22 protein-coding genes and 1 other RNA gene are annotated in these 22,971 nt (G+C 42.6%); 20 read left to right on the forward strand and 3 right to left on the reverse strand.

The window, feature by feature from the left end; all coding sequences use genetic code 11:
• Positions 1–43: 43 nt before the first annotated feature.
• Positions 44–490, forward strand: coding sequence for a hypothetical protein (locus HT99x_RS05080; protein ID WP_075067313.1), 447 nt, complete (start codon positions 44–46; stop codon positions 488–490).
• An 11-nt stretch (positions 491–501) separates the two neighbouring features.
• Here the strand turns inward: HT99x_RS05080 and HT99x_RS05085 are convergent, their stop codons facing one another.
• From HT99x_RS05085 to HT99x_RS05095, 3 genes are all read right to left on the reverse strand, one after another.
• Positions 502–702 (reverse strand): hypothetical protein, encoded by a 201-nt coding sequence (locus HT99x_RS05085; protein WP_075067314.1) that lies wholly within the window; start codon positions 700–702, stop codon positions 502–504.
• 114 nt (positions 703–816) lie between these two features.
• Positions 817–1,110, reverse strand: coding sequence for a hypothetical protein (locus HT99x_RS05090; RefSeq protein WP_075067315.1), 294 nt, complete (start codon positions 1,108–1,110; stop codon positions 817–819).
• Between the two features lie 508 nt (positions 1,111–1,618).
• Entirely contained in the window at positions 1,619–2,845 is a 1,227-nt protein-coding gene (locus HT99x_RS05095; RefSeq protein WP_158003414.1) for a penicillin-binding protein activator, read from the reverse strand.
• A 32-nt stretch (positions 2,846–2,877) separates the two neighbouring features.
• Between HT99x_RS05095 and rsmI the strand changes: the two genes are divergently transcribed.
• The 19 genes from rsmI to ftsZ all read left to right on the forward strand — a co-directional run bounded on the left by rsmI (position 2,878) and on the right by ftsZ (position 22,947).
• Complete coding sequence (gene rsmI / locus HT99x_RS05100; protein ID WP_235528465.1) at positions 2,878–3,726, forward strand: 16S rRNA (cytidine(1402)-2'-O)-methyltransferase; 849 nt, start codon at positions 2,878–2,880, stop codon at positions 3,724–3,726.
• Between the two features lie 115 nt (positions 3,727–3,841).
• Complete coding sequence (locus HT99x_RS05105) at positions 3,842–4,648, forward strand: glycosyltransferase family 88 protein (RefSeq protein WP_075067317.1); 807 nt, start codon at positions 3,842–3,844, stop codon at positions 4,646–4,648.
• A 64-nt stretch (positions 4,649–4,712) separates the two neighbouring features.
• An RNA gene (rnpB, locus tag HT99x_RS05110) (RNase P RNA component class A) lies at positions 4,713–5,065 on the forward strand.
• A gap of 203 nt (positions 5,066–5,268) precedes the next feature.
• Positions 5,269–5,724 carry a division/cell wall cluster transcriptional repressor MraZ gene (gene mraZ / locus HT99x_RS05115; RefSeq protein WP_075067318.1) on the forward strand — a complete coding sequence of 152 codons (456 nt, stop codon included), beginning with the start codon at positions 5,269–5,271 and terminating at the stop codon, positions 5,722–5,724.
• Positions 5,721–6,653: a 16S rRNA (cytosine(1402)-N(4))-methyltransferase RsmH gene (rsmH, locus tag HT99x_RS05120; RefSeq protein WP_075067319.1), complete on the forward strand. Its 933-nt coding sequence runs from the start codon at positions 5,721–5,723 to the stop codon at positions 6,651–6,653. The genes mraZ and rsmH overlap by 4 nt, the downstream gene beginning before the upstream one ends.
• A 17-nt stretch (positions 6,654–6,670) precedes the next feature.
• The gene (gene ftsL / locus HT99x_RS05125) at positions 6,671–6,958 is read left to right on the forward strand and encodes a cell division protein FtsL (protein ID WP_083482971.1); all 288 of its coding nucleotides are present in this window, start codon (positions 6,671–6,673) and stop codon (positions 6,956–6,958) included.
• Complete coding sequence (locus HT99x_RS05130; protein WP_075067320.1) at positions 6,955–8,631, forward strand: penicillin-binding transpeptidase domain-containing protein; 1,677 nt, start codon at positions 6,955–6,957, stop codon at positions 8,629–8,631. The genes ftsL and HT99x_RS05130 overlap by 4 nt, the downstream gene beginning before the upstream one ends.
• Before the next feature lie 14 nt (positions 8,632–8,645).
• Entirely contained in the window at positions 8,646–10,148 is a 1,503-nt protein-coding gene (locus HT99x_RS05135; protein WP_075067356.1) for a UDP-N-acetylmuramoyl-L-alanyl-D-glutamate--2,6-diaminopimelate ligase, read from the forward strand.
• Positions 10,145–11,497, forward strand: a complete 1,353-nt coding sequence (locus tag HT99x_RS05140; protein WP_075067321.1) for a UDP-N-acetylmuramoyl-tripeptide--D-alanyl-D-alanine ligase — start codon at positions 10,145–10,147, stop codon at positions 11,495–11,497. Before HT99x_RS05135 ends, HT99x_RS05140 begins: the two co-directional genes overlap by 4 nt.
• A 2-nt stretch (positions 11,498–11,499) precedes the next feature.
• Positions 11,500–12,582 (forward strand): phospho-N-acetylmuramoyl-pentapeptide-transferase, encoded by a 1,083-nt coding sequence (gene mraY / locus HT99x_RS05145; RefSeq protein ID WP_075067322.1) that lies wholly within the window; start codon positions 11,500–11,502, stop codon positions 12,580–12,582.
• On the forward strand, positions 12,582–13,952 hold the full coding sequence (gene murD / locus HT99x_RS05150; protein WP_075067323.1) for a UDP-N-acetylmuramoyl-L-alanine--D-glutamate ligase: 1,371 nt from the start codon (positions 12,582–12,584) through the stop codon (positions 13,950–13,952). The genes mraY and murD overlap by 1 nt, the downstream gene beginning before the upstream one ends.
• Positions 13,933–15,096, forward strand: coding sequence for a putative lipid II flippase FtsW (gene ftsW / locus HT99x_RS05155; protein WP_083482970.1), 1,164 nt, complete (start codon positions 13,933–13,935; stop codon positions 15,094–15,096). The genes murD and ftsW overlap by 20 nt, the downstream gene beginning before the upstream one ends.
• A 1-nt stretch (position 15,097) precedes the next feature.
• A complete protein-coding gene (murG, locus tag HT99x_RS05160; RefSeq protein ID WP_075067324.1) occupies positions 15,098–16,177 on the forward strand; it encodes an undecaprenyldiphospho-muramoylpentapeptide beta-N-acetylglucosaminyltransferase in 1,080 nt (359 codons plus the stop codon).
• A gap of 25 nt (positions 16,178–16,202) precedes the next feature.
• Positions 16,203–17,642: a UDP-N-acetylmuramate--L-alanine ligase gene (gene murC / locus HT99x_RS05165; RefSeq protein WP_075067358.1), complete on the forward strand. Its 1,440-nt coding sequence runs from the start codon at positions 16,203–16,205 to the stop codon at positions 17,640–17,642.
• A gap of 5 nt (positions 17,643–17,647) precedes the next feature.
• Positions 17,648–18,559, forward strand: a complete 912-nt coding sequence (murB, locus tag HT99x_RS05170) for a UDP-N-acetylmuramate dehydrogenase (RefSeq protein ID WP_075067325.1) — start codon at positions 17,648–17,650, stop codon at positions 18,557–18,559.
• A gap of 77 nt (positions 18,560–18,636) precedes the next feature.
• Positions 18,637–19,578, forward strand: coding sequence for a D-alanine--D-alanine ligase (locus tag HT99x_RS05175; protein WP_075067359.1), 942 nt, complete (start codon positions 18,637–18,639; stop codon positions 19,576–19,578).
• 16 nt (positions 19,579–19,594) lie between these two features.
• The gene (locus tag HT99x_RS05180) at positions 19,595–20,344 is read left to right on the forward strand and encodes a cell division protein FtsQ/DivIB (protein ID WP_075067326.1); all 750 of its coding nucleotides are present in this window, start codon (positions 19,595–19,597) and stop codon (positions 20,342–20,344) included.
• Positions 20,345–20,515: 171 nt separating this feature from the next.
• On the forward strand, positions 20,516–21,751 hold the full coding sequence (gene ftsA / locus HT99x_RS05185) for a cell division protein FtsA (protein ID WP_075067327.1): 1,236 nt from the start codon (positions 20,516–20,518) through the stop codon (positions 21,749–21,751).
• A 59-nt stretch (positions 21,752–21,810) separates the two neighbouring features.
• Positions 21,811–22,947 (forward strand): cell division protein FtsZ, encoded by a 1,137-nt coding sequence (gene ftsZ, locus HT99x_RS05190; RefSeq protein ID WP_075067360.1) that lies wholly within the window; start codon positions 21,811–21,813, stop codon positions 22,945–22,947.
• The last annotated feature ends 24 nt before the right edge of the window (positions 22,948–22,971 follow it).

Raw genomic sequence — 22,971 nt, forward strand, 5'->3', positions numbered from 1 at the left:
TATAAGTTAATTAGTTTACAAAGCTCTAGTTCAAGGACCGAACATGGCTATTGTGAGAAGTTGGCCGATGACGGCCGTGATTTTAACAGGATGTTTTGTCACGGCGCCTTTATCTTGTTTCGCTAAACATCAATCTTTACGCGAAAGAATACTTGATTTCAAAAGCATGCCTTTTGCACATTGGCATACTTCAGAGGCAGCCAAGTTAAGCCATCCGATCTTTCAATATTTATATGCAGAACCCTTCATTGAGCAACCGTTTAAAGATCCAGCGATTCTTTCATTACAAGCGTACAAAGAGCGGTTACGTGGATTTGTCGCCTATGAATTTTCGCAGGATTTTCGAGTTGGTTTAAACAGCTTTAAAGCTGGACCTCTCGAACAAGCGGATTGGGAAGTCCTATCATTACAGCCAGAGTTACAACCTCGATCACCGGATGTTGCAAAATCTCGCGGTTATGGCATTTCATTTACAGTTAAATTAGATTAGTGGAACTTCTTTCAGGGTTTAGGCTTGCTGGGAGGAGGGGCTTTCGGTTGAGGATCTTTCGGTTTATTCATAATTTCGAGAATACTGCGAGTTAAGGGATCGGTTGTAGGCTGATCATCGCTATTGTTTTGCTTGCTCATGTCCTTTTGCTGATTTCTTTTGGTTTGAAACCAGAAGGTTACATTTCCTACCCATGAGCTAATTCGGCTCATTTCCCCTCCGCATCGGTTAGCCTAAGTTAATAGTCTAACACCTGAGTTAGAAAAGTGTCCAAAAAAATATCGGTAATAAAAGGTGCAAATGCAGGAAAATAGGGATAGGGACGATTAGAAACTTAATTTTGCAGCTTGTTTACGATGTTGTTCTGCGGCTATCTGCTCTTGTGCTTCTAAACGCTTTGTTTGTTCGATAATTGCATGTAAACGTTTTTGATGGAGCAATTGATGGTTTTCAGCAGGAAGAGCGGCAAAATAATCGCTGTCGCAAAGCGGCTTACCGGGTGCACGACGATCTCGCATTAAAGGATCATTAGCGTCACGAATAGTTTCAAAAGCAGCAAAGCGATCTTCGGCGATGGTTAATCCCGTAAAATTTGAACTCGTTGTTACTTTATATGACATTAATAAAACCTAAGCTGATAATGGCAATCGATAATGCATGGATCCCATCATAAGAATATTTGTAAAAAAGGGTAGCGTTTATCGACTGAGGGGCGAATTTATCAGATGAATAGCACGAATGGTAGTGCAACAAAAAATTCTTTCCCATTTGTCCTCAGGCGTTGTTGTCTTCATTCACTCTCAGCAGTCATGTGCTAAATGCACACTCCTGCTGTTCGTGAACTTGACGCCTAGCCTGAGAACAAATGATTAAAGAATTTTAAAGTTAGCTTACGCCTATCTCGTAACAGTCATGTACCTTATGTACATTCCTGTTACTCGAAGGTTTGGCGCCTCGTCTAAAGCTAAACTAGCTCGAATATTTAATAGGTTACACGCCTACTGTTCGTGAACTTGACGCCTAGCCTGAGAAATAGTTTGGATTTTAACTGAACTTACTCTGGGGCACCGCATCCCTTCTCCCGTTTTACGGGAGAAGGTGGCCAAAGATCAGATGAGGGAGAAGAAACTAATTAATCTGTGTTGCAATGCCATCAACCATTTTAGCCCAAGAAAGATTGCGGACTATTTGGTTATTATTACCAAGATGTAAATTGCCGGTTGCGCCTGCATAGTTGCCTCGGCCTTGTAAAACACGAATTTGATTGGTGAGGTTATAAGCATCGTAACCCATTGCAAAAAGACGACCGTATTGATCAGAGTGTTCTTCGCCATCACGGTTTAATAATTGACGCAAGCTTGCGCCTTTATTAGCGTCTAATAACCAAGGCATATCACAGAACACCACACCATTAACATCGCGATCGCTTCTTGGATTTTGGCTACCACTATAGATGCTGGAAGTGGCTAACACAGGCACATCTTCTGCATAGTAAAAATCAAATAAAGGTTTTAATTGGCGCGCTTGCGCAGGGGGAGCTGCCATCACAATCACATCCACATCTTGGCGACGTGCTTTGAATTCTACTTTTTCCTTGAGCAAATTCTTGATGTCATTGGCGCGTTTTTGGCTCTCATCAATTCCTAATAATCGTCTTACGGCTGCTGCCTGATCTTGACTAGGATTGGCAAAGACACTACGAATAATCTTTCCGCCAAGTTGTTGCCAACGGGCATTAAATGCACCTGCCGTACGTTTTCCCCAAGCATTATCGGGTACCACAATGCTAGCGCTGCGATACCCTTTTTCCCAAGCACGTTCAGCAATTTGTTCTGCTTCGGTTTCTGGGGCAAGTGTATACATCACAAAATTAGCGGGTGCTTGATATAACTCAGGATGGTTATTTAAAGCGAGCACAGGGACTTGTAGTTGTCTTCCCATGCGGCCTATTCGTAACACATCTTCTTTAGAGAGTGGGCCCACGATGAAATCAGCACCTTCTTGAATCGCTGTTTCATAAACTCGTTGAACATCGCCACGAGTGGTATCATAAACCCGAATATTTGGTTTATGTTGCATTGGATTGGCATAGTAACCTGCGAGGAAACCTTCACGAATTGCAACTCCCGCTTCTGCATGTTGGCCAGTTAAGGGCAGCAAAATAGCAATTTGGCGTATTTCATGTGATAAACGCTCACGGGGTGCGTATTCTCTGCGGTTGGTTTCTCGTTGTTCAACAACGTCTTCTTTATCAGTATGCTTATTGAAGAAGCCAAATCCATAGGCATTGAAACAAGTTAGAAAACTTATAATTAATACCAGCAATGCGCGCTGAAGATGATTTGTTTTTCTCATAGTATTTAACATTTCCCCTAAGGACATTCCTGATGCAAAAGATGGGTAAACTTTACGTCGTTGCTACCCCAATTGGCAACCTTACTGATTTAAGTCAAAGAGCACAAGATGTATTAAGTCAAGTGACTTGGATTGCTGCGGAGGATACCCGTCATAGTTTAGGCTTATTACAACATTTAGGGATTGCAACGCCATTAGTATCCTATCACGAACATAATGAACGAGAGCGTTCTTTAGCCTTAATTGAGAAACTAATGTCCGGTGAGGATGGCGCCTTAATTAGTGATGCAGGCACACCGTTAATCAGCGATCCAGGCTATCATTTAGTGCAAAAGGCGCATGAAGCGGGTATTCAGGTGGTACCGATTCCTGGGGCATGTGCTGCCATTGCTGCCCTAAGTGCCTCCGGGTTAGCCAGTGCAAAATTTTTATTTGAAGGCTTTTTACCTGCAAAATCTGGGCGTCGCAAGCGTTTAGCACAATTAAAAGATTTTCCTGCCACCGTGATTTTTTATGAAGCGCCTCATCGTGTGTTAGAACTACTAGAAGAATGCTGTGATGAGATTGGCAGAGAGCGCTCTGCTTGCCTTGCAAAAGAAATCACCAAAAAATTTGAAACGATCTATTCAAGCTCATTAGAAAATATTTTAGCGCGCGTACGGCAAGGTGAGATCCCGTTAAAAGGGGAGTTTGTTCTAATGATTGCGCCCCCCGCAGAAAAACCCGAATCTTTATCGGAAGTTGCTGAGCAGATCCGAATCTTACAAATTCTTATGGCGGAACTTCCGATGAAACAAGCGGTACAATTGGCTGTAAAGCTCACAGGGCATCCAAAAAATGCTCTTTATGAGTTAGCACTTGAGATCCAGGGAAAAAAATAGCCGTGCAAGGTATCTGCTTATGTCACCCATTTATCCTTCGTTAGGGGAAAATAGGTGACAAAAAAAGATTAAATTCAATATGATGACACATAAATAAATCATTTAATGAGAAAATATGTGGCATATAAACACACAGAAATATCTAAGAGTATGGTTTAGCCAAGAATCTCATATTTTTTTAGATATTGAAAATCAATATCGTTTAGTTGGAATACGACAATTACATGAGGCAGCTGATTTTACATTCATTTATAGTTCAGTTTGTTTATCTAACAAAGCGAATCGCGAACTAACCTTCTTTTGTCAACAAAATAATATAAACTCCATTAATTTCGATACCGATATTCGTCAAATGCTGGAACATCGCTTTGATGTAAAACTCTACGAATATATTCAAAAAGAGTTGTCACTGTTTTGTCATGGTTCGAATAAAGATCTTTTTGCAGCAATGCAGTGTGTACCACTCATATTACCAGTCAGTGAAAAATTTGGTATTTTTTCAAATTTTCAAAGTAGCATCGATTTTAGGCATGTACCAAAAATAATGAAAGTATTGGCACCCATTTTATTGCCTCATGAAAATATATCAAAAATGGGGGTTATAACCGATCCAAACGTCAATAATAATCTGCTGATGATGGCTATTGATGAAGATAATCCTGATATTCTGTGTGTTGAAGCCACGAATACCATGCGACAACTTCAAGAACAATTGATCAATACCTATTCGCAAAATAATGATTTATCGATTTCATTATCTAAAATAGGGTTCTTGAGGCAGAAGCCGCAGGATAAGATAGAAATCGTTCATGAGATCACAAACGACCATCATCATTGCATCACGCACGCCATTAAAAGCAATTTAATCGATCACATCAATCTTCCCGACAATTTCCCGCTGATTTATCATGATGACATATGAGTATTAGGGGCGATAAAAAATTAGCTTGCTAATTTAAAGGAGAGTCCCTATCCTTGCTGGCTTGAGAGTTGGCTAGACAATCGCTGGATCGGCTTGCCGGTCTGGAGGAAAGTCCGGGCTCCATAGGGTAAAGTGCCAGGTAACGCCTGGGGGGTGAAAGCCCACGGAAAGTGCAACAGAAAGTAAACCGCCTGACATATTTTTATGTTCGGTAAGGGTGAAAGGGTGCGGTAAGAGCGCACCGCGTCGGTGGTAACATCGTACGGCACGGCAAACCCCACTCGGAGCAAGACCAAATAGGGATCCATGGGTGCGACCCGCACTGGATCCGGGTAGGTTGCTTGAGGTATGCGGTGACGCATATCCCAGAGGAATGGTTGTCCACGACAGAACCCGGCTTATCGGCTGACTCTCAATTTTCCCTCAAATATTTCTAGCTAATCCTTAGCGCTCTTGGCAAAATAGCCGCTTTGTTTTTCAATTTGTTTGAAATGTAACTATTACCATTTGGAAAATGTTAGTGTGTAGACTTTCCTTGACAGATGTTGCGTGGCACACCTATAGTGTGTTTAAGTGGATCATTGTGGGTAAAAGTGGGCTAGCTTGGAGTTCATGTCACCATGTTTAGGGGAGTTAGTGAACTATCACTTGATGATAAGGGGCGGATTGCTATCCCAGCTCGCTATCGAGATCTACTCCAAATAGAATCACAGGGTCAATGTGTTACCACGATTGATACTGAAGAATGTTGCCTTCTCATTTATCCCATACAAGCTTGGGAACAAATCGAAAAACAAATCGAAGCATTACCGAGTTTTGATAAAGCAGCAAGACGCGTGCAGCGGTTATTAATTGGGCATGCAACAGAATCACAAATTGATAGTCATGGTCGGCTTCTTGTCCCTCCTCCATTGCGTAGCTATGCCAGACTGCAAAAAGAGGTTGTTTTGATAGGACAGGGCCGAAAATTTGAATTATGGGATGCGAACGAGTGGAACGTTTCGCGAGACCGTTGGATACAAGGAGCAGACGACAAGCAAGCCTTGCCAAATAGTCTGTTAACAATATCATTATGACCGCAATCACACATTATCCCGTCATGCTAGACGAGGTCATTACCGCTTTACAAATTAAACCTGATGGGATTTATATCGATGGTACTTTTGGCCGAGGGGGCCATAGCCAAGTTATTTTATCGCAGCTGGGTCCAAAAGGTCGGTTGTTAGTACTCGATAAAGATCCTGATGCCATTGCGCATGCGAAAGAACATATCCAAGATGAACGTTTAGAGTGTCATCATGCGTGTTTTAGCGAACTATGGCGCATTGTAAAAGCGCAAAATCTTGTTGGCAAAATTGATGGTATTTTACTCGATTTAGGGGTTTCTTCACCGCAGCTTGATGTCGGTGAACGCGGTTTTAGCTTTATGCGCGATGGCCCACTTGATATGCGGATGGATCCAACGCGTGGTATTTCAGCCAGTGAATGGTTAAAACATGCAGCTGCTGAAGATATTACTAAAGTACTTTATGAATATGGTGAAGAGTCATTTGCTAAAAAAATCGCGCACAAGATTTGCACGACTCGCACCCAAACCCCTATTGAAACCACAAAACAATTAGCAAGTTTAGTGGCAGAGTGCGTGTTTGTTAAAAAACATCAAAAACATCCTGCTACCAAAACTTTTCAAGCAATCCGTATTTTTATTAATCAGGAAATGCAGGCGATTGATGAAGCATTAAATAATTGTCAGGAGCTACTTGCCTATCAAGGTAGATTAGCCGTTATTAGTTTTCATTCATTAGAAGATCGAAAAATTAAGCAGTTTTTTCGTCGAATATCCAAAGTTCAATTACCAAAGGGCATTGCAATTCCTGAAAAAGATTTGCAAGCACCTTTTAAGTGGGTCGTCAAAAGACAACGACCGCAAGAAGAGGAATTAGAACGTAATCAACGTGCCCGTAGTGCCACGTTACGAGTAGCCGAAAAAGCCTTAATGAGTTAATGCAGGGAAAGCAGCTCATGCAAAAAAATCGGGTAGAGTGGATAAAACAACTCTCAATAGCCGTTATCAGTACGCTGGTGTTTTCATCCGCAATCGGTGTTGTGTATTGCAAACATCAAAGTCGTCAATTGTTTACAAAGTTACAAAATTTACAACAAGACATAGAATCTTTGCAGGTTGAATGGAGTCAACTCCTGCTAGAACAAGGGACATGGGCAGCTGACGCTCGAGTTGAACATGTAGCGAGAGAACGTCTACAAATGCACTTACCTGAACCCAGGGAAGTCGTGGTGATCAAGGAATGAAACTGACAACAGGCCATGAATATCGCTTACGTCAATGGTCCTTAATGCTGCTTGGTTTAGCAGGGATAGGACTATTGCTTTGGCGTTTGGTCATGTTACAAATCATTGATAAACACTATTTGCAAAGCCAAGGAGATGCTCGCACGATTCGGACGGTTCCTTTGATGGCCAAGCGCGGGTTGATAACCGATCGTCGTGGTGAGCCTTTAGCGATTAGTACGCCTGTCAAATCGGTCTGGGTTGTTCCCACTAAAGCCAATGTCGAGCATCCTGATTGGGGTAAATTGGCTCACTTGTTAGAGATGAATCCTGCCCATATCACGCAAAAAATTGTGCAAAAAAAAGATAAACAGTTTGTCTATCTTAAGCGGCATATTTCTCCCATGTTAGGCAAAAAAATTGAAGCTTTAAATATTCCTGGTGTTCATTTACAAACAGAATACCAACGTTTTTATCCAACCGGTGAAGTTTCTGCGCATATTATTGGTACCACCGATGTTGATCATAACGGTGCACAAGGCTTAGAACTGGGTTTTAACGAACTGTTAGCTGGCGAAAGTGGACATTATCGGGTTTTAAAAGATGCGGTGGGTCAAAAAGTTGAAAGCGTTGCAGGTAAAAAACAAGTCATTAGCGGCCAGGATGTTGTGTTAAGTATTGATAACCGTATTCAATATTTAGCTTATCGTGAATTACTGGCAGCGGTAAAAAAGCACGATGCAATAGGCGGTTCTATCGTGGTTTTAGATGTTAAAACCGGTGAAGTTTTAGCGATGGCCAATCAGCCTTCTTTTAACCCTAATATGCATTATCAAACTGTCGATCATCGTTTTCGTAATCGTGCGGTGACCGATCAATTTGAACCTGGCTCTGTTTTGAAAAGTTTTAGTGTTGCTAATATTTTAGCAAGTGGCAAATATGATTCTTATACCGAAGTCGACACGAATCCGGGATGGATGAGAGTATCCGGTAAAGTCGTACGTGATGGTAAAAATTATGGGGTATTAGATTTAAGTCATGTGATTCAAAAATCAAGCAATGTGGGTATTGCTAAACTGACTTTAGAATTACCACCACAAACCCTTTATGAAACGCTGCGCAAGGTCGGTTTTGGCCAGCGTACTACCAGTGGATTTCCGGGGGAAAGCTCAGGGTATCTTTCTGCCAAAGTAACCCATAATCCTTTTGTCTTAGCCACCGTTTCTTTTGGCTATGGTATTTCAGTCACCCCTTTACAGCTGGCTCAAGCGTATGCGGTCTTAGCTGATGGGGGACGTAAACACCCCGTTTCGTTTGTCAAAATAGATCCAAGCCGAGTCAGCGAAGAGCAGGTATTTGAGCCACATATCGCTCAAGCTGTGAATAAAATGTTACAATCTTCCATTACCGAGGGGACAGGTTACCGCGCACGGGTGCCAGGCTACCATGTTGCTGGTAAGACCGGCACAGTAAGGAAGGTAAGTCAGCATGGTTACTCTGATGATAGTCATGTCGCTGTTTTTGCAGGGTTTGCGCCGGTTGAGGATCCTAAAGTAGCGATTGTCGTGATGGTCGATGATCCAAAGTCTGGGCGGTATTATGGTGGTGAAGTGGCAGCGCCGGTATTCGCCAATGTGATGTTTGGTGCACTGCGTATGTTGCAAATTCCACCACACAGTTATGTGCAAAGTTAATGATGGCAAACAAGATGAAATTAACAGAATTGTTACAAGGCTGGGTTAAGTGCGATGACGATAACATATTGATTGGTGGATTAACACTCAATACTCGACATTTAAAACCCGGTGATTTATTTATTGCTATCAAAGGTCTGCATTTTGATGGTCGTGCTTATTTATCAGAAGCAATATCTCAAGGCGCTAGTGCGATTTTATGCGAAGCGCAAGGGCTGGAGACCTTCTTACCTAAAACAGCATATTCTATTCCTATTATCCCCGTGACAAATTTAGAAAGTTTTCTTGGGAAATTAGCAAAACGTTTTTATGCTGACCCAAGTCAAGAACTTGATGTGATTGGTGTCACAGGTACCAATGGTAAAACCACCTCGACTTATGTGTTAGCGCAGGCTTTAACGCGTTTGCGCAAACCCTGTGCTGTGATGGGGACATTGGGATATGGTTTTATTCCTGAACTCACCGATTGTGCCTTGACGACACCGGATGCTATTTCTTTACAAAAATATTTATACGAACTGAAAAACAAAAGTGCTAAAGCAGTGGCGATGGAGGTTTCCTCGCATGGGCTGATGCAAAACCGCGTCAATTCTTTAGAAATTAAAAGTGCTTTATTTACCAACTTAACGCAAGATCACCTAGATTATCATGGCACCATGGAAGCTTATGGGAAAGCCAAACAAAAACTATTTCAATTTCCCAGTTTGACTCGAGCAGTTATCAATGCCGATTCGCCTTATGCGGATAAAATGCTACGGGCGATTTCGCGTCAAATTCCCGTTGCAAGCTATACCTTGCAAAACACAATGAATGCTATTGCTTTTAAAAATACATTAACCATTTGTGTGAAGTCATTAACACAAAATCATAAAGGCATTATTGCAAAACTAGATACGCCTTGGGGCGAGGGCGTATTGCGTTCCTCGTTGCTTGGAGAATTCAATCTGAGTAATTTATTAGGTGTCTTGGCTGAGCTTTGCTTGCAAGGATTCACATTAGAAGAATCTTTACATGCGCTTAGCTTTGCCATGTGTCCACCAGGGCGCATGCAACGCATTGGTGGTATTCGTACACCGCAAATCATTATTGATTATGCTCATACGCCTGATGCGTTAGAAAAAGCACTCAAAGCGGCAAGAGATCATTGTGAACGTCGCTTGTGGTGTGTTTTTGGTTGTGGTGGCGATAGAGATAAAGATAAACGAGCAAAAATGGGCCATATTGCGGCTCAATATGCTGATCGTGTGGTGGTGACCAGTGATAATCCCCGAACGGAAGAACCGTTTGCGATTATCGATGATATTTGGCAAGGGTTAACGACACAGCAGCGTGAAAATGCAGTTCAAGAAATCGATCGTAAGAGTGCCATCGAGTATGCGATTAAACACGCGTTAGCGATCGATACGATTTTAATTGCTGGCAAAGGGCATGAAAATTATCAGATTATTGGTCATGAAACGATCCCCTTTAGTGATGCAAAATGTGCCAGCGAAATTTTAGGAGAAGAAAATACATGAAGTTATCCGTCATAGCTAAGGCATTATCTGCGAAGCACTATGGGCCGGACATGGATATGCCGAACATCGCTATTGATAGCCGTAAAATAACTGGCGGTGAATTGTTTATAGCACTTCACGGCGAAAATTTTGATGGACATGATTTTATTGAGAGTGCGTTAAAACAAGGCGCAAAAGCAGTTATTGCTGCCAAAGAACCGCAAACAGCGTTAGAAAAAAGCGTTACCTTTTTGGTTGTAAAAGATACCACGCAAGCTTTGGGTGCCTTAGGTGCGTTTTGGCGAGATCGTTTTGCGCTTGCAACGGTTGGAATAACAGGCAGCTGCGGTAAAACAACCGTTAAGGGCATGATGGAGTCAATCTGCCAACAGCAGGGAAAAACCTTAGCAACCAAAGGCAATTTTAATAACCACATTGGCTTACCCTTAACATTATTGCGTTTAGATGAAACCTATCAATATGCCGTGATTGAAATGGGAGCAAGCGGGGCCGGTGAAATTCAATATCTTGGGAAAATAGCAAAACCAAATGTGACATTGATCACCAATGTTATGCCGGCCCATTTGTTAGGTTTTGGTTCCTTAGAAGGCGTTGCCAAAGCCAAAGGTGAAATCTATGAAATTTTACCTGAAGAGGGTGTTGCCGTTTTAAATGTTGATGAGAAATTTAGTGATCAATGGCGCAAGCTTATTCGCGACCGAAAAGTGATTACGTTTGGATTAAAGAACCCTGCAGATGTTTTTGCTAAAAATATTGAATTGCTTCCTTTTGAAGTGAGATTTGATTTATATCTTGGCAATGCGCACCAAACCGTAACGATTGGTATTCCAGGCCAACATACGGTAATGAATGCCCTAGCGTGTGCAGCAGCAGGATTGGCACTGGGGATTTCCTTATCCAATATCGTAAAAGGCCTTGAAACCTTTCAAGGCGTTCCTGGTCGTTTAAGACGTCTCAAAGGCATGAATGGCGCTTGGATTATCGACGACAGCTACAATGCGAATCCCGGTTCGATGCATGCTGCTTTAGACGTGTTAGCAGGTTGCCAAGGGAAAAAATTATTCGTCATGGGAGATATGGCGGAATTAGGAGATGATGCGCAGCGTTATCATGAACAAATTGGCGAGAGTGCTAAGCAAAAAGGCATTGAGTCATTATTTGCGGTTGGTAAATTAAGTCAGCATGCTGTTAAGGCTTTTGGCAAAGGTGCAAAAAGCTATTCTGACAAAAATGTATTAGTCGATGAGTTAAAAAGACAATTAACAGATCAAACAATTGTTTTAGTAAAGGGATCACGCAGTTCGGGAATGGAAGTCGTCACCCATGCTTTGGCCTACCATGAGGATTAACGATGTTACTTTGGTTGACACACTATTTATCACAATATTATCGCATATTTCATGTTTTTGATTACTTGACATTGCGCACCATATTATCAGCCTTAACTGCGTTAGGGTTTTCTTTATGGTTTGGTCCTCACATGATTAACTGGTTACGCCAGCATCAAATGGGGCAACAGGTTCGCACGGAAGGTCCGCAATCCCACTATAGTAAAGCAGGCACCCCAACAATGGGTGGGGCTATGATTTTAATTGCTATCAGTGTCGCTTGCCTTTTATGGGGTGATTTAACCAATCGCTATTTCTGGGTCGTTCTTCTGGTAACGCTCAGTTTTGGTTTAATCGGGTGGGTTGATGATTATCGCAAAGTCATTCGTAAAAATACCAAAGGTTTGCCAGGTCGCTGGAAGTACTTTTATCAATCCCTGGTGGGGTTAGTTGCGGTTGGCTATCTTTATGCCACAGCCGTCACACCGGCAGAAACACAGCTGGCATTACCCTTTTTTAAAAATGCATTAATTCCGTTAGGGTTGTTTTATGTCGTGTTTTCTTATTTTGTCATTGTTGGTGCAAGTAATGCGGTCAATTTGACCGATGGTTTAGATGGTTTGGCTATTTTACCCACTGTTTTGGTTGGCGGTGCCTTAGGTATATTTGCCTACTTAGCAGGACATGCAGAATTTGCTAATTATCTTGCTATCCCTCATGTGAATGGCGTTGGTGAGCTATGCGTTTTTTGTGCGGCTTTAATGGGAGCTGGTTTAGGCTTTTTATGGTTTAATGCCTATCCGGCACAAGTCTTTATGGGCGATGTGGGTTCTTTAGCACTTGGCGCTGCTTTAGGAATTATTGCGGTCGTGGTGCGTCAAGAAGTTGCCTTGTTTATTATGGGAGGCGTTTTTGTTATGGAAACGGTATCTGTTATTTTACAAGTCGCTTCTTTTAAATTAACAGGCCAACGTATTTTCCGCATGGCGCCCATTCACCATCACTTTGAGTTAAAAGGATGGCCTGAACCGAAGGTTATCGTTCGTTTTTGGATCATGACCGTTGTTTTAGTATTAATTGGCTTATCAACCTTGAAATTACGTTAATGAAAAAGACAGAACAACATATTGTCATTGGTCTTGGTATCACAGGACTTTCCTGCGCGCGCTTTTTAAGCCGCCATCAGCTTCCTTTTGTGGTGATGGATTCAAGAGAGAATCCGCCGAATTTGGAAATGTTTCGTCAAACTTATCCTGATGTTGCCGTTTATACCGGCAAATCATGGCCGCAAACATTATTGAATGAAGCCAAATGCTTAGTGGTTAGCCCAGGGGTTGCTGTGACAACGCCTGCTATTGCAACCGCAAAAGCACATGGGGTTGATATCATTGGCGATATTGAACTCTTTGCACGCCATAACCAAGCACCGATTATTGCGATTACCGGTGCAAATGGCAAAAGTACGGTAACGACATTAGTCGGTGAAATGGCCAAAGCAGCAGGCAGGAAAGTCGCTGTGGTGGGTAATATTGGTACACCCGTATTAGATGTGTTATCGCAGGAAAATGATTATGATCTTGTTGTCATGGAACTTTCTAGTTTTCAATTAGAAACAACGTATTCCTTACGACCCATTGCGGCAACCGTATTGAATATTACGCCAGATCATTTAGACCGATATGCAAGCTTTGCAGATTATGCGGCAGCAAAACATCGAATCTATCATGAAGCACAACACGCCATTATCAATCAGCAAGATCTTTTATCAATGAGTCCTACTTTAGGAGCTGACGTAAAACGTCATTATTTTACGTTAAGTGTGCCTTCTAAAGAGGAATGGGGGCTATGCTGGCAAGAAGGAACGTGTTGGTTAGCGCAAGGTGAAACCTTATTGTTGCCTACTTCCAAAATGAAAATGTTTGGACAACATAATTTTGCCAATGCATTAAGCGCTTTGGCTTTGGGCAGTGCTGCGGGTTTGCCAATGGATAGCATGTTGCAAACATTACAAACTTTTTCAGGTTTGGCACATCGTTGTCAATCCGTTGCCTGTGTCAATGAGATACAATGGGTCAATGATTCCAAAGGAACGAATATTGGTGCTTGCCAAGCTGCGTTAGAAGGGATTGGAAAGCAGTTAACAGGTAAGATTGTGTTGTTACTCGGAGGCGATGGGAAGGGAGCGGATTTTAATGATTTGGCCCCCATGGTTACCCAGTTTTGTCGACAGATTATTGTGATGGGCAAAGATACCCCACTGATTCAACAAGCTTTAGCAGCGAAAGTTGAAACACACGTTGCGCATGATATGCAAGAGGCTGTTCAAATAGCGTCAATGACTGCTAGGGCAGGTGATGTTGTCTTATTATCACCCGCTTGCTCGAGCCTCGATCAATATCGTGATTTTGCGCATAGAGGCGAAACTTTTGTAGAGGCCGTGAAAAGGATTTTGCACCTTGATACGAACACCCACTAAAACCATTCTCAATAAACATGATCCCTTATTTTTAGGAACGGTTGTCGCGTTGCTGGCATTAGGAATCATTATGGTGACATCATCTTCCATTGTGGTTGCTGAACGTCGTTTAGGTTTTCCATTTTACTATACCGTTCACCAAGGATTTTGTATGCTGATTGGCATTGCAGGTGCTGCGGTTGTCGCTTGCATGCCGACTAAATTATGGTTTCGTCTTTCGGGCCTTGTGATGGTAGTGGCATTAATCACGCTGGTTTTAGTCTTAATTCCAGGAATTGGACGCGTGGTCAATGGGAGTGCCCGTTGGATTAATTTGGGCTTTACGGCTATCCAAGTCTCTGAATTTTGTAAATTAGCCGTTGTACTTTACATGGCAAGTTATGTCGTACGTCATAATCAAGATCTCAAAAGTAAAGTATCCGGTTTTATTCGCCCCATGATGTTGCTTTCGTTAGTGGGAGCATTATTGGTATTAGAGCCTGATTTCGGGGCGACGGTAGTGATTCTCTCGACCGCCTTAGCAATGCTTTTTTTAGCGGGTGTGCCGCTTTGGCAATTTATGGTATTACTGATCATGGTGGCATTAACCTTGGGGGTTGTTGCTGTATCTGCGCCTTATCGATTACAACGGTTAACCTCCTTTTTAGATCCTTGGGCAGTACAATTTGATAGCGGTTACCAGCTAACACAAGCATTAATTGCCTTTGGTCGAGGTGAATGGTTTGGGGTTGGTTTAGGAAGTAGTATCCAAAAATTATTTTATCTACCTGAATCACATACCGACTTTATTTTCGCCGTTTTGGCAGAAGAACTCGGCTTAGTAGGGGCGCTTGGTACGATTGGTTTGTATATCCTATTTGTTTGGCGTGGTATGATAATTGGTTTGAATGCTGAAAAACGCGGCGATCGCTTTGCTGCATTTGTGAGCTACGGTATTAGCCTTTGGGTTGGTCTGCAAACTTTAATTAATATTGGTGTCAATACTGGCGTATTACCGACCAAAGGTTTAACGCTTCCCTTTTTAAGTTATGGTGGATCGAGCGTGCTCATTATTTGCATTGCGGTTGGGTTAGTCGTGCGGGTTGATTATGAAAATCGTTTAGCCGCTAGCCGGGAGACTACCATTGGGCGCTATAGAAAATAAGATGAAAGTAATGATCCTCGCGGGCGGAACCGGAGGACATGTGATGCCTGCTTTAGCGGTTGCAAGGCATCTTCGCCAACAAGGACATCAAGTACATTGGCTTGGAACCCGAGCTGGGATTGAAGCAAGGCTTGTTCCGCAAGAAGATCTTCCTATCTCCTTTATTGATATCCAAGGCATTCGTGGCAAGAAAATAATCACGTTGTTGCAAGCTCCTTTTCGAATATGTAAAGCGATTGTGCAATCTTATCGTGTGTTAGCATCCGTAAAGCCAGATGCGGTATTGTGCATGGGAGGGTATGTTTCAGGGCCTGGTGCCATTGCGGCCTGGCTTAGACGTTGCCCTATTGTGTTGCATGAACAAAATGCCATTGCAGGGTGGACCAATCGGGTCTTAGCCAATTTTGCTAAACGTATTATGGTTGCCTTCCCCAATGCTTTTAAAAAGCATCTCGATAAAATTATCGAAACGGGTAATCCGGTTAGACAAGATATTCTCAATATTTTACCACCTAAAGAGCGATTAAAATTACGACAAACGCCTGTGCGCGTGCTCGTATTAGGCGGCTCACAAGGCGCCACTAAATTGAATGAAGTGCTGCCGCAGGCTTTTGCTTTATTACCACAAGATCAATGCCCGCAGATTTGGCATCAGACAGGAAAAAATAATTTAGCAACGACGCAAAAAGCCTATACCGATTGTCAAGTGATAGCGCAAGTTTCTGATTTTATTCAAGACATGCAAGAAGCTTATGCTTGGGCCGATATTGTGATTTGTCGAGCAGGTGCGTTGACGATCGCAGAAATATCCGCCGTAGGGCTTCCCAGTATTTTAATTCCATTTCCTTTTGCGGTTGATGATCATCAGACTCACAATGCGAAATATTTAAGTGATCACGGTGCTGCTTTTTTGCTGGCGCAATCGGAATTAACACCCAATAAATTACATGAATTATTGTTAGATCTTATTATCAATCCAGATAAACGCCTTGGCATGGCCATGGCAAGTCATGCGTTAGCCAAACCATTGGCAACGACTATTGTAGCAGAACAATGTTTAGAGGTTAGTTGTGAACCATAAGAATAATCCTTTTAGCATACCCGAGATGCGGCGCATTAAAACGATTCATTTTGTTGGAATTGGTGGCGTTGGCATGAGTGGTATTGCCGAGGTGCTACTGAACCAAGATTATCGTATTACAGGTTCTGATCCGGCACGCAATCAAGTTACTACTCGCTTAGAAAAATTAGGTGCGCATGTTTTTCATACCCATGCAGCAGAAAATGTGAGCGGTGCGGATGTTGTGGTGGTTTCAAGCGCTATCCAAGAAAACAACCCTGAAATCATTAAAGCTCGAGAATTACGTATACCGATTGTTGCGCGAGCTGCAATGTTGGCTGAGTTAATGCGTTTTCGTTATGGTATTGCCGTAGCTGGAACGCATGGTAAGACCACCACGACCAGCCTTATTTCAAGCATCTTAGCGCAAGGTGGGCTTGATCCCACTTTCGTTATAGGTGGCAAATTAAATAGCGCTGATACCAATGCTCGTTTAGGGGCTAGTCGTTATTTAGTGGCAGAGGCAGATGAAAGCGATGCTTCTTTTTTACATTTGCATCCGATGGTAGCGATTGTTACTAATATTGATACCGATCATTTAGGTACTTATGATAATGATTTCTCAAAATTGAAAGAAACATTTATTCAATTTTTACATAATTTGCCTTTTTATGGATATGCTGCGGTCTGTATTGATTGTCCTATTACACAATCTATTTTGCCACAGGTTGCAAGACCTTTGTTAACGTATGGTTTTCATGAAAAAGCCGATTATCGTGCGACAGATTATGTGCAAAAAGGCACACAATGTTATTTTAAAGTGCATCGTCCTAATCGTCCTACTTTAGATATTCAATTAAATCTACCCGGTAAGCACAATGTTTTAAATGCGTTAGCGGCGATTGCGGTTGCCACAGAAGAAGGCGTTAATGACAGTGCGATTTGCCAATCATTAACCGAGTTTGCTGGAATTGGCCGACGGTTTCATATTCATGGAGAATATTTATCACCTAAAGGTCATGCGTTAGTCATTGAAGATTATGGTCATCATCCACAAGAAGTTCGTGTAACCATTGAAGCAGCGCGTGCTGCTTGGCCTGATAAGCGTTTAGTGATGGCTTTCCAACCCCATCGTTATACCCGTACGAGTATGTTATTTGAAGATTTTACGGATGTATTGTCGGGCGTTGATGTCTTAGTATTATTAGAAGTGTATGCGGCTGGCGAAGAGCCTATTGCGGGTGCTGATAGTCGCACCTTATGTCGTTCTATCAGACAGCGCGGTAGCGTGGATCCTATTTTTGTACAATCGGTTCAACAATTAAGAGAAGTATTAGATAACGTCTTAATGGCAGATGATATCTTGTTCTTGCAAGGGGCTGGCAATATTGGTTCTGCTGCTGTGGAATTAGTTGGTACACAACAGTTAAGGCTGACGAAGGTGGCTGAGTCCAACATTCTCAATATGACTCCTAAAGCGGAATAAGGCACATGGTGAGCACTGCTTCTTTATTTCCTGATGAAGTCTTTAACGAATCTTTAGCCCCTTGGACGAGTTGGCATGTTGGGGGCATGGCAGAGCGCTTTTATAGTCCAACGAGCATTGAGTTGTTATCTAAATACCTAAGTTCTTTACCAGAAAATATGCCGGTCACTTGGTTGGGATTAGGTAGCAATGTTTTAATCCGTGATGCTGGTATTAAAGGCGCTGTGATTGGCACACGAAAGATGCAAGATCTTTATCAGCGGGAAGATGGCGCTATTGTCGCGCATGCAGGCGTGACATGTGCAAAATTAGCACGTTTTTGCAGTCGTTTAAGTTTTGCAGATGCAGCATTTTTTGCAGGGATCCCAGGAACCGTGGGTGGCGCGTTAGCCATGAATGCGGGAGCCTTTGGGGGAGAAACGTGGGAATGGGTTGAATCGGTTACCGTCATGAATCGCCAAGGCGATTGTCAGGTATTAACACCGAAGGATTACCATATTGGTTATCGAGAAGTGAAAGCGAATGCTCAAGCTAGCATGGGGACGATGTTTGTTGAGGGCGTCTTTCGTTTTAAATCATGTGAAAATGTTGATGGAATGAAACATATTCGTGAGTTACTTCGCAAACGTTCGCAGTCGCAGCCTATTGGCACATTGAACTGTGGTTCTGTTTATCGTAACCCACCTGGTGAATTTGCAGCTAGACTCATAGAAGGCTGCCAATTGAAAGGATATCGTGTGGGGGATGCAATGGTATCACCCAAACATGCCAATTTTATTATTAATTGTGACAAAGCACGAGCCCAAGATATCGAAATGTTGATGGCAACCATTGAATCAACGGTAGAAGAGAAGTTTGGTATTCGTTTGCAAGCAGAAGTAAAAATTCTGGGTGAAGCACCAAAGGATGCTGAATAAACATGGCTAATTTAGTTCATCATTATGAAACCTTTACAGAAAAATCATTAATACGCTCTGAAACTCGTTTAATCACCATGAGTGAATTTGGCAAGGTTGCTGTGATTTTTGGAGGGCGCTCTTCTGAACGAGAGATCTCCTTACAGAGTGGTGCGAACATCTTGTCTTCATTGATACGAAGTGGCGTCGACGCGCATGGCCTTGATGTTGATGAACAGTTGGCATCAAAGCTGATTGAAGGAAAATTTGAACGGGCTTTTGTTGCTTTGCATGGTAGAGAAGGCGAAGATGGGGTTATTCAAGGTTTGCTGCAAATGTTGGGCATTCCTTTTACCGGTAGTGGCGTTGCGGCCTCTGCTTTAGCCATGGATAAAGCGCGTGCTAAACTTGTGATGCATGGTTTACACATTCCAACGCCAGGCTTTGGTGTCGCTAAAACGCTAGAACAAGCACAGGAGATTGCACAGAAAATTGGTTATGCTGTGTGTATTAAACCAGTCTCGGAAGGTTCTAGTATTGGCATTACCCGCGTCAATCAACCCAGCGATTTAATCGAGGCTTTTACGAAAGCACACCGATACGGTGATGTCATTGTTGAAAAATGGATTGAAGGAAAAAATGTAACGGTTGCTATTGTTGGTGATACCGTTTTACCCTCTATCGAGATCCGCACGCCAGGAGCGTTTTACGATTTTTCAGCAAAATATGAATCGGAAGAAACCCAATATATTTGTCCGGCCCCTTTGTCGATGGCCAAAGAACGCGCTTTGCGCGAGCTCGCTTATCGAGCTTTTTGTGCCCTAGGATGCCAAGGATGGGGGCGTGTTGATTTTATGCAAGATGCGCAAGGGAAGTTTTGGGTGTTAGAAGTCAATACGATTCCAGGGATGACATCGCATAGTTTGGTTCCAATGGCAGCAAAGGCAGCGGCAATGGATTTTGATAAGCTAGTGTTAAGGATTTTGGAAACAACGCTAGTTGCTACACAAGCAAAGAAGTTGGTTGGTCTTGAAACTTAAATGGTGTCGATGATTTATGGAGAAAACCTCTCGACAAAAAATTAGGCACGCCATTGAAAAGCGGCAAAAACAACCTAACCCGATCTGGAAACGACTTGGAATGGGTCTGGGCAGCTTGTCTTTATTTTTTGTATTGGGTTATGCAACCTTGTGGTTTTTAGATCCCATTCATTTTCCGCTGACTTCCGTGAAATTACTGGGCGAAAGAAATCATCTGACGCAAACAGAGCTGTATCAAATCATTATTCCTGAAATGAAATCAGGCTTTTTTCGTTTTAAAGTGTCTAAAATCCGAAGCAAGCTATTGGCACTACCTTGGATAAAGCAGGTTGATGTTAGAAAAGTTTGGCCAAATCAGTTAGTTATACACTTTGAAGAGCATACCCCTGCTGCGTATTGGGGCAACCAGGGGCTTGTAAGCGAGCAAGGGGTTTTATTTACACCTCAATATGCCGTAACCATCCCCGATTTACCGCTTCTTGAGGGGCCTGATGGACGTTCCAATACCGTTTGGCAACAATATCTTGAAATGAAAAAAATGTTGGCTCCTTTACAACTTCATATAACGCAGATCACGCTTGCTCCACGTGGTGCATGGCAATTGCGTTTATCTAACGGTACCACCATCGTTTTGGGTACCCATGATATTTTGCCTAGACTCAATCGATTTATTCGCGTTTATGATCAGCATCTTTGTCAGAAGCAAGCGCAATTGGCTTATGTTGATTTGCGATATACCAGTGGAATGGCGGTTGGTTGGAAATAAGGGCGTCTAACCAAAATTTTATTAAAATGATACCAAAAGAATAAATTTTGTGTTTATTTCGTACTTATTGCTGAATAAACATGGGGTTTATTCATATTTTGGTTTATGCTAATGACAATAGTTCGCACTGCCGGGAAAAATGGATTCTTAATAATGGGAGACATGAGTTAAATGTCTAATAGAAGACCGGACAAAAATTTAATTGTTGCACTGGATATTGGTACCTCCAAAGTTGTTGCCATTGTGGGTGACATTAATGCTGAGGGAAATATTGAAGTGATTGGGATTGGCTCCCATCCTTCTTTAGGATTAAAAAAGGGCGTGGTTGTTAATATTGAATCCACGGTTCAATCGATTCAACGTGCTATTGAAGAAGCAGAATTGATGGCAGGTTGCCAGATTCATTCTGTTTTTACGGGTATTGCGGGTAGCCATATTAGAAGCTTAAATTCACACGGTATCGTAGCGATCCGTGAGCATGAAGTGACCCAAGCAGATGTTGATCGTGTGATTGATGCTGCAAAGGCAGTTGCTATTCCTGCCGATCAAAAAATCCTACATATTTTGCCACAGCAATTTATTATCGATGCACAAGATGGCATAAAAGAACCGATTGGTATGTCAGGTGTTAGACTTGAATCTAAAGTGCATATGGTGACCGGTAGTGTTAGCGCAGCGCAAAATATCATCAAATGCATCCGCCGCTGTGGTCTTGAAGTTGACGATATTATTTTAGAGCAACTTGCTTCCAGTTATGCCGTCCTATCAGAAGATGAAAAAGAATTAGGTGTTTGCTTGGTGGATATTGGTGGTGGTACAACGGATATCGCTGTTTTCACTCATGGTTCAATTCGCCATACCGCCGTGATTCCTATTGCTGGCGATCAAATTACCAACGATATCGCCGTTGCATTACGTACCCCAACACAAAATGCTGAAGTCATTAAGTTAAAACATGCTTGTGCACTAAGAAAACTAACCAATAATGATGAAATGGTTGATGTTCCTGGCGGCACTGATCGCCCAGCGCGCCAACTTTCACGTGCGACGCTTGCTGAAGTTGTTGAGCCGCGTTATGAAGAGTTATTTACCTTAGTTCAAGCAGAGCTACAAAGACACGGCTTAGAAGAAATGATAGGCTCAGGTATTGTCGTCACCGGTGGCAGCGCACAAATGCCAGGTGTTGTAGAATTAGCAGAAGATATTTTCCGTATGCCAGTTCGTCTGGGGTTACCAAGACATGTTACTGGCTTAGTTGATGTTCAACGCAGCCCGATTTACTCTACAGGAATTGGCTTACTTCTATATGGTCGACAACAACAGCTAGAGCGTCATTTAGATGTAACTAGCCAACGTTTGTCAGGTATATGGGGTAAAGTTAAACGTTGGTTTCAGGGGAATTTCTAGTTCAACGTCATGATTAATATAATGTACCGAATGCCAGTAAAGGAGAGAAGATGAGTCAAATGTTTGAACTGCTGGATAGTTATCCTCAAACCGCCGTTATTAAAGTCATTGGTGTGGGCGGTGGCGGTGGCAATGCCATTGAACACATGGTAAGCGCTGATATAGAAGGCGTTGAATTTATTTGTGCAAATACCGATGCTCAAGCTTTGCGTAATGCTTCTGCACGAACGGTATTGCAATTAGGCGGCGATGTAACCAAAGGATTAGGCGCTGGCGCCAATCCAGAGATTGGGCGTCAAGCTGCTTTAGAAGACCTTGATCGCATTCGCGAAGTATTACAAGGTGCTGACATGGTATTCATCACCGCTGGTATGGGTGGCGGTACGGGTTCTGGTGGCGCGCCTGTTGTTGCTGAAATTGCAAAAGAATTAGGTATTTTAACGGTTGCGGTGGTAACAAGACCATTTCCCTTTGAAGGTCGCAAACGTATGTTGATTGCCGATGAAGCCATTCGGTCTTTAAGCCAACATGTCGATTCTTTAATTACCATTCCTAATGAAAAATTATTATCTGTATTAGGTAAGGGCGTCACTTTATTAGATGCCTTCCGCGCAGCCAATAACGTATTACTTGGCGCTGTACAAGGTATTGCTGAACTGATTACTCGTCCTGGTTTGATCAACGTTGACTTTGCTGACGTACGCACAGTGATGTCTGAAATGGGCATTGCAATGATGGGTACAGGGACTGCTCGCGGTGAAAATCGTGCACGCGTTGCAGCGGATGCTGCCATTTCAAGTCCATTATTAGACGATATCGATCTAGCGGGCGCGAAAGGGGTATTAGTTAACGTAACTGCAGGCATGGATCTTTCCATTTCAGAGTTTGAAGAAGTGGGCGATGCGATTAAGAACTTTACTTCAGACAACGCAACCGTGATTGTCGGTACTGTTATCGATCCGCAAATGACAGATGAATTGCGCGTTACCTTAGTCGCAACAGGTCTTGGAAGTAATAAAGCTGGCTCAGCATGGGCTGAAGAGCAAGAATCACGCGAAAGCTTCCGTCAAATGCGTCAAGGTGCCATAAAGAAGACACATGCACCTGTGACAGGTTCAGCGCGAACAAAAGAAACTGCTTCTGAAGAGCTAGATTATCTTGATATCCCAGCTTTTTTACGCCGTCAAGCTGACTAGAAGCAGATTAGATGTATAATGATG

It is taken from the genome of Candidatus Berkiella aquae, assembly GCF_001431295.2.
Taxonomy (GTDB): Bacteria; Pseudomonadota; Gammaproteobacteria; order Berkiellales; family Berkiellaceae; genus Berkiella; species Berkiella aquae.

Excerpts from the sequence above, each read along its gene's own strand:
- HT99x_RS05080 (WP_075067313.1), top strand. The coding sequence starts at position 44 with ATGGCTATTGTGAGAAGTTGGCCGATGACGGCCGTGATTTTAACAGGA.
- HT99x_RS05085 (WP_075067314.1), bottom strand. The coding sequence starts at position 702 with ATGAGCCGAATTAGCTCATGGGTAGGAAATGTAACCTTCTGGTTTCAA.
- HT99x_RS05090 (WP_075067315.1), bottom strand. The coding sequence starts at position 1,110 with ATGTCATATAAAGTAACAACGAGTTCAAATTTTACGGGATTAACCATC.
- HT99x_RS05095 (WP_158003414.1), bottom strand. The coding sequence starts at position 2,845 with ATGAGAAAAACAAATCATCTTCAGCGCGCATTGCTGGTATTAATTATA.
- rsmI (WP_235528465.1), top strand. The coding sequence starts at position 2,878 with ATGCAAAAGATGGGTAAACTTTACGTCGTTGCTACCCCAATTGGCAAC.
- HT99x_RS05105 (WP_075067317.1), top strand. The coding sequence starts at position 3,842 with ATGTGGCATATAAACACACAGAAATATCTAAGAGTATGGTTTAGCCAA.
- mraZ (WP_075067318.1), top strand. The coding sequence starts at position 5,269 with ATGTTTAGGGGAGTTAGTGAACTATCACTTGATGATAAGGGGCGGATT.
- rsmH (WP_075067319.1), top strand. The coding sequence starts at position 5,721 with ATGACCGCAATCACACATTATCCCGTCATGCTAGACGAGGTCATTACC.
- ftsL (WP_083482971.1), top strand. The coding sequence starts at position 6,671 with ATGCAAAAAAATCGGGTAGAGTGGATAAAACAACTCTCAATAGCCGTT.
- HT99x_RS05130 (WP_075067320.1), top strand. The coding sequence starts at position 6,955 with ATGAAACTGACAACAGGCCATGAATATCGCTTACGTCAATGGTCCTTA.
- HT99x_RS05135 (WP_075067356.1), top strand. The coding sequence starts at position 8,646 with ATGAAATTAACAGAATTGTTACAAGGCTGGGTTAAGTGCGATGACGAT.
- HT99x_RS05140 (WP_075067321.1), top strand. The coding sequence starts at position 10,145 with ATGAAGTTATCCGTCATAGCTAAGGCATTATCTGCGAAGCACTATGGG.
- mraY (WP_075067322.1), top strand. The coding sequence starts at position 11,500 with ATGTTACTTTGGTTGACACACTATTTATCACAATATTATCGCATATTT.
- murD (WP_075067323.1), top strand. The coding sequence starts at position 12,582 with ATGAAAAAGACAGAACAACATATTGTCATTGGTCTTGGTATCACAGGA.
- murG (WP_075067324.1), top strand. The coding sequence starts at position 15,098 with ATGAAAGTAATGATCCTCGCGGGCGGAACCGGAGGACATGTGATGCCT.
- murC (WP_075067358.1), top strand. The coding sequence starts at position 16,203 with ATGCGGCGCATTAAAACGATTCATTTTGTTGGAATTGGTGGCGTTGGC.
- murB (WP_075067325.1), top strand. The coding sequence starts at position 17,648 with ATGGTGAGCACTGCTTCTTTATTTCCTGATGAAGTCTTTAACGAATCT.
- HT99x_RS05175 (WP_075067359.1), top strand. The coding sequence starts at position 18,637 with ATGAGTGAATTTGGCAAGGTTGCTGTGATTTTTGGAGGGCGCTCTTCT.
- HT99x_RS05180 (WP_075067326.1), top strand. The coding sequence starts at position 19,595 with ATGGAGAAAACCTCTCGACAAAAAATTAGGCACGCCATTGAAAAGCGG.
- ftsA (WP_075067327.1), top strand. The coding sequence starts at position 20,516 with ATGTCTAATAGAAGACCGGACAAAAATTTAATTGTTGCACTGGATATT.
- ftsZ (WP_075067360.1), top strand. The coding sequence starts at position 21,811 with ATGTTTGAACTGCTGGATAGTTATCCTCAAACCGCCGTTATTAAAGTC.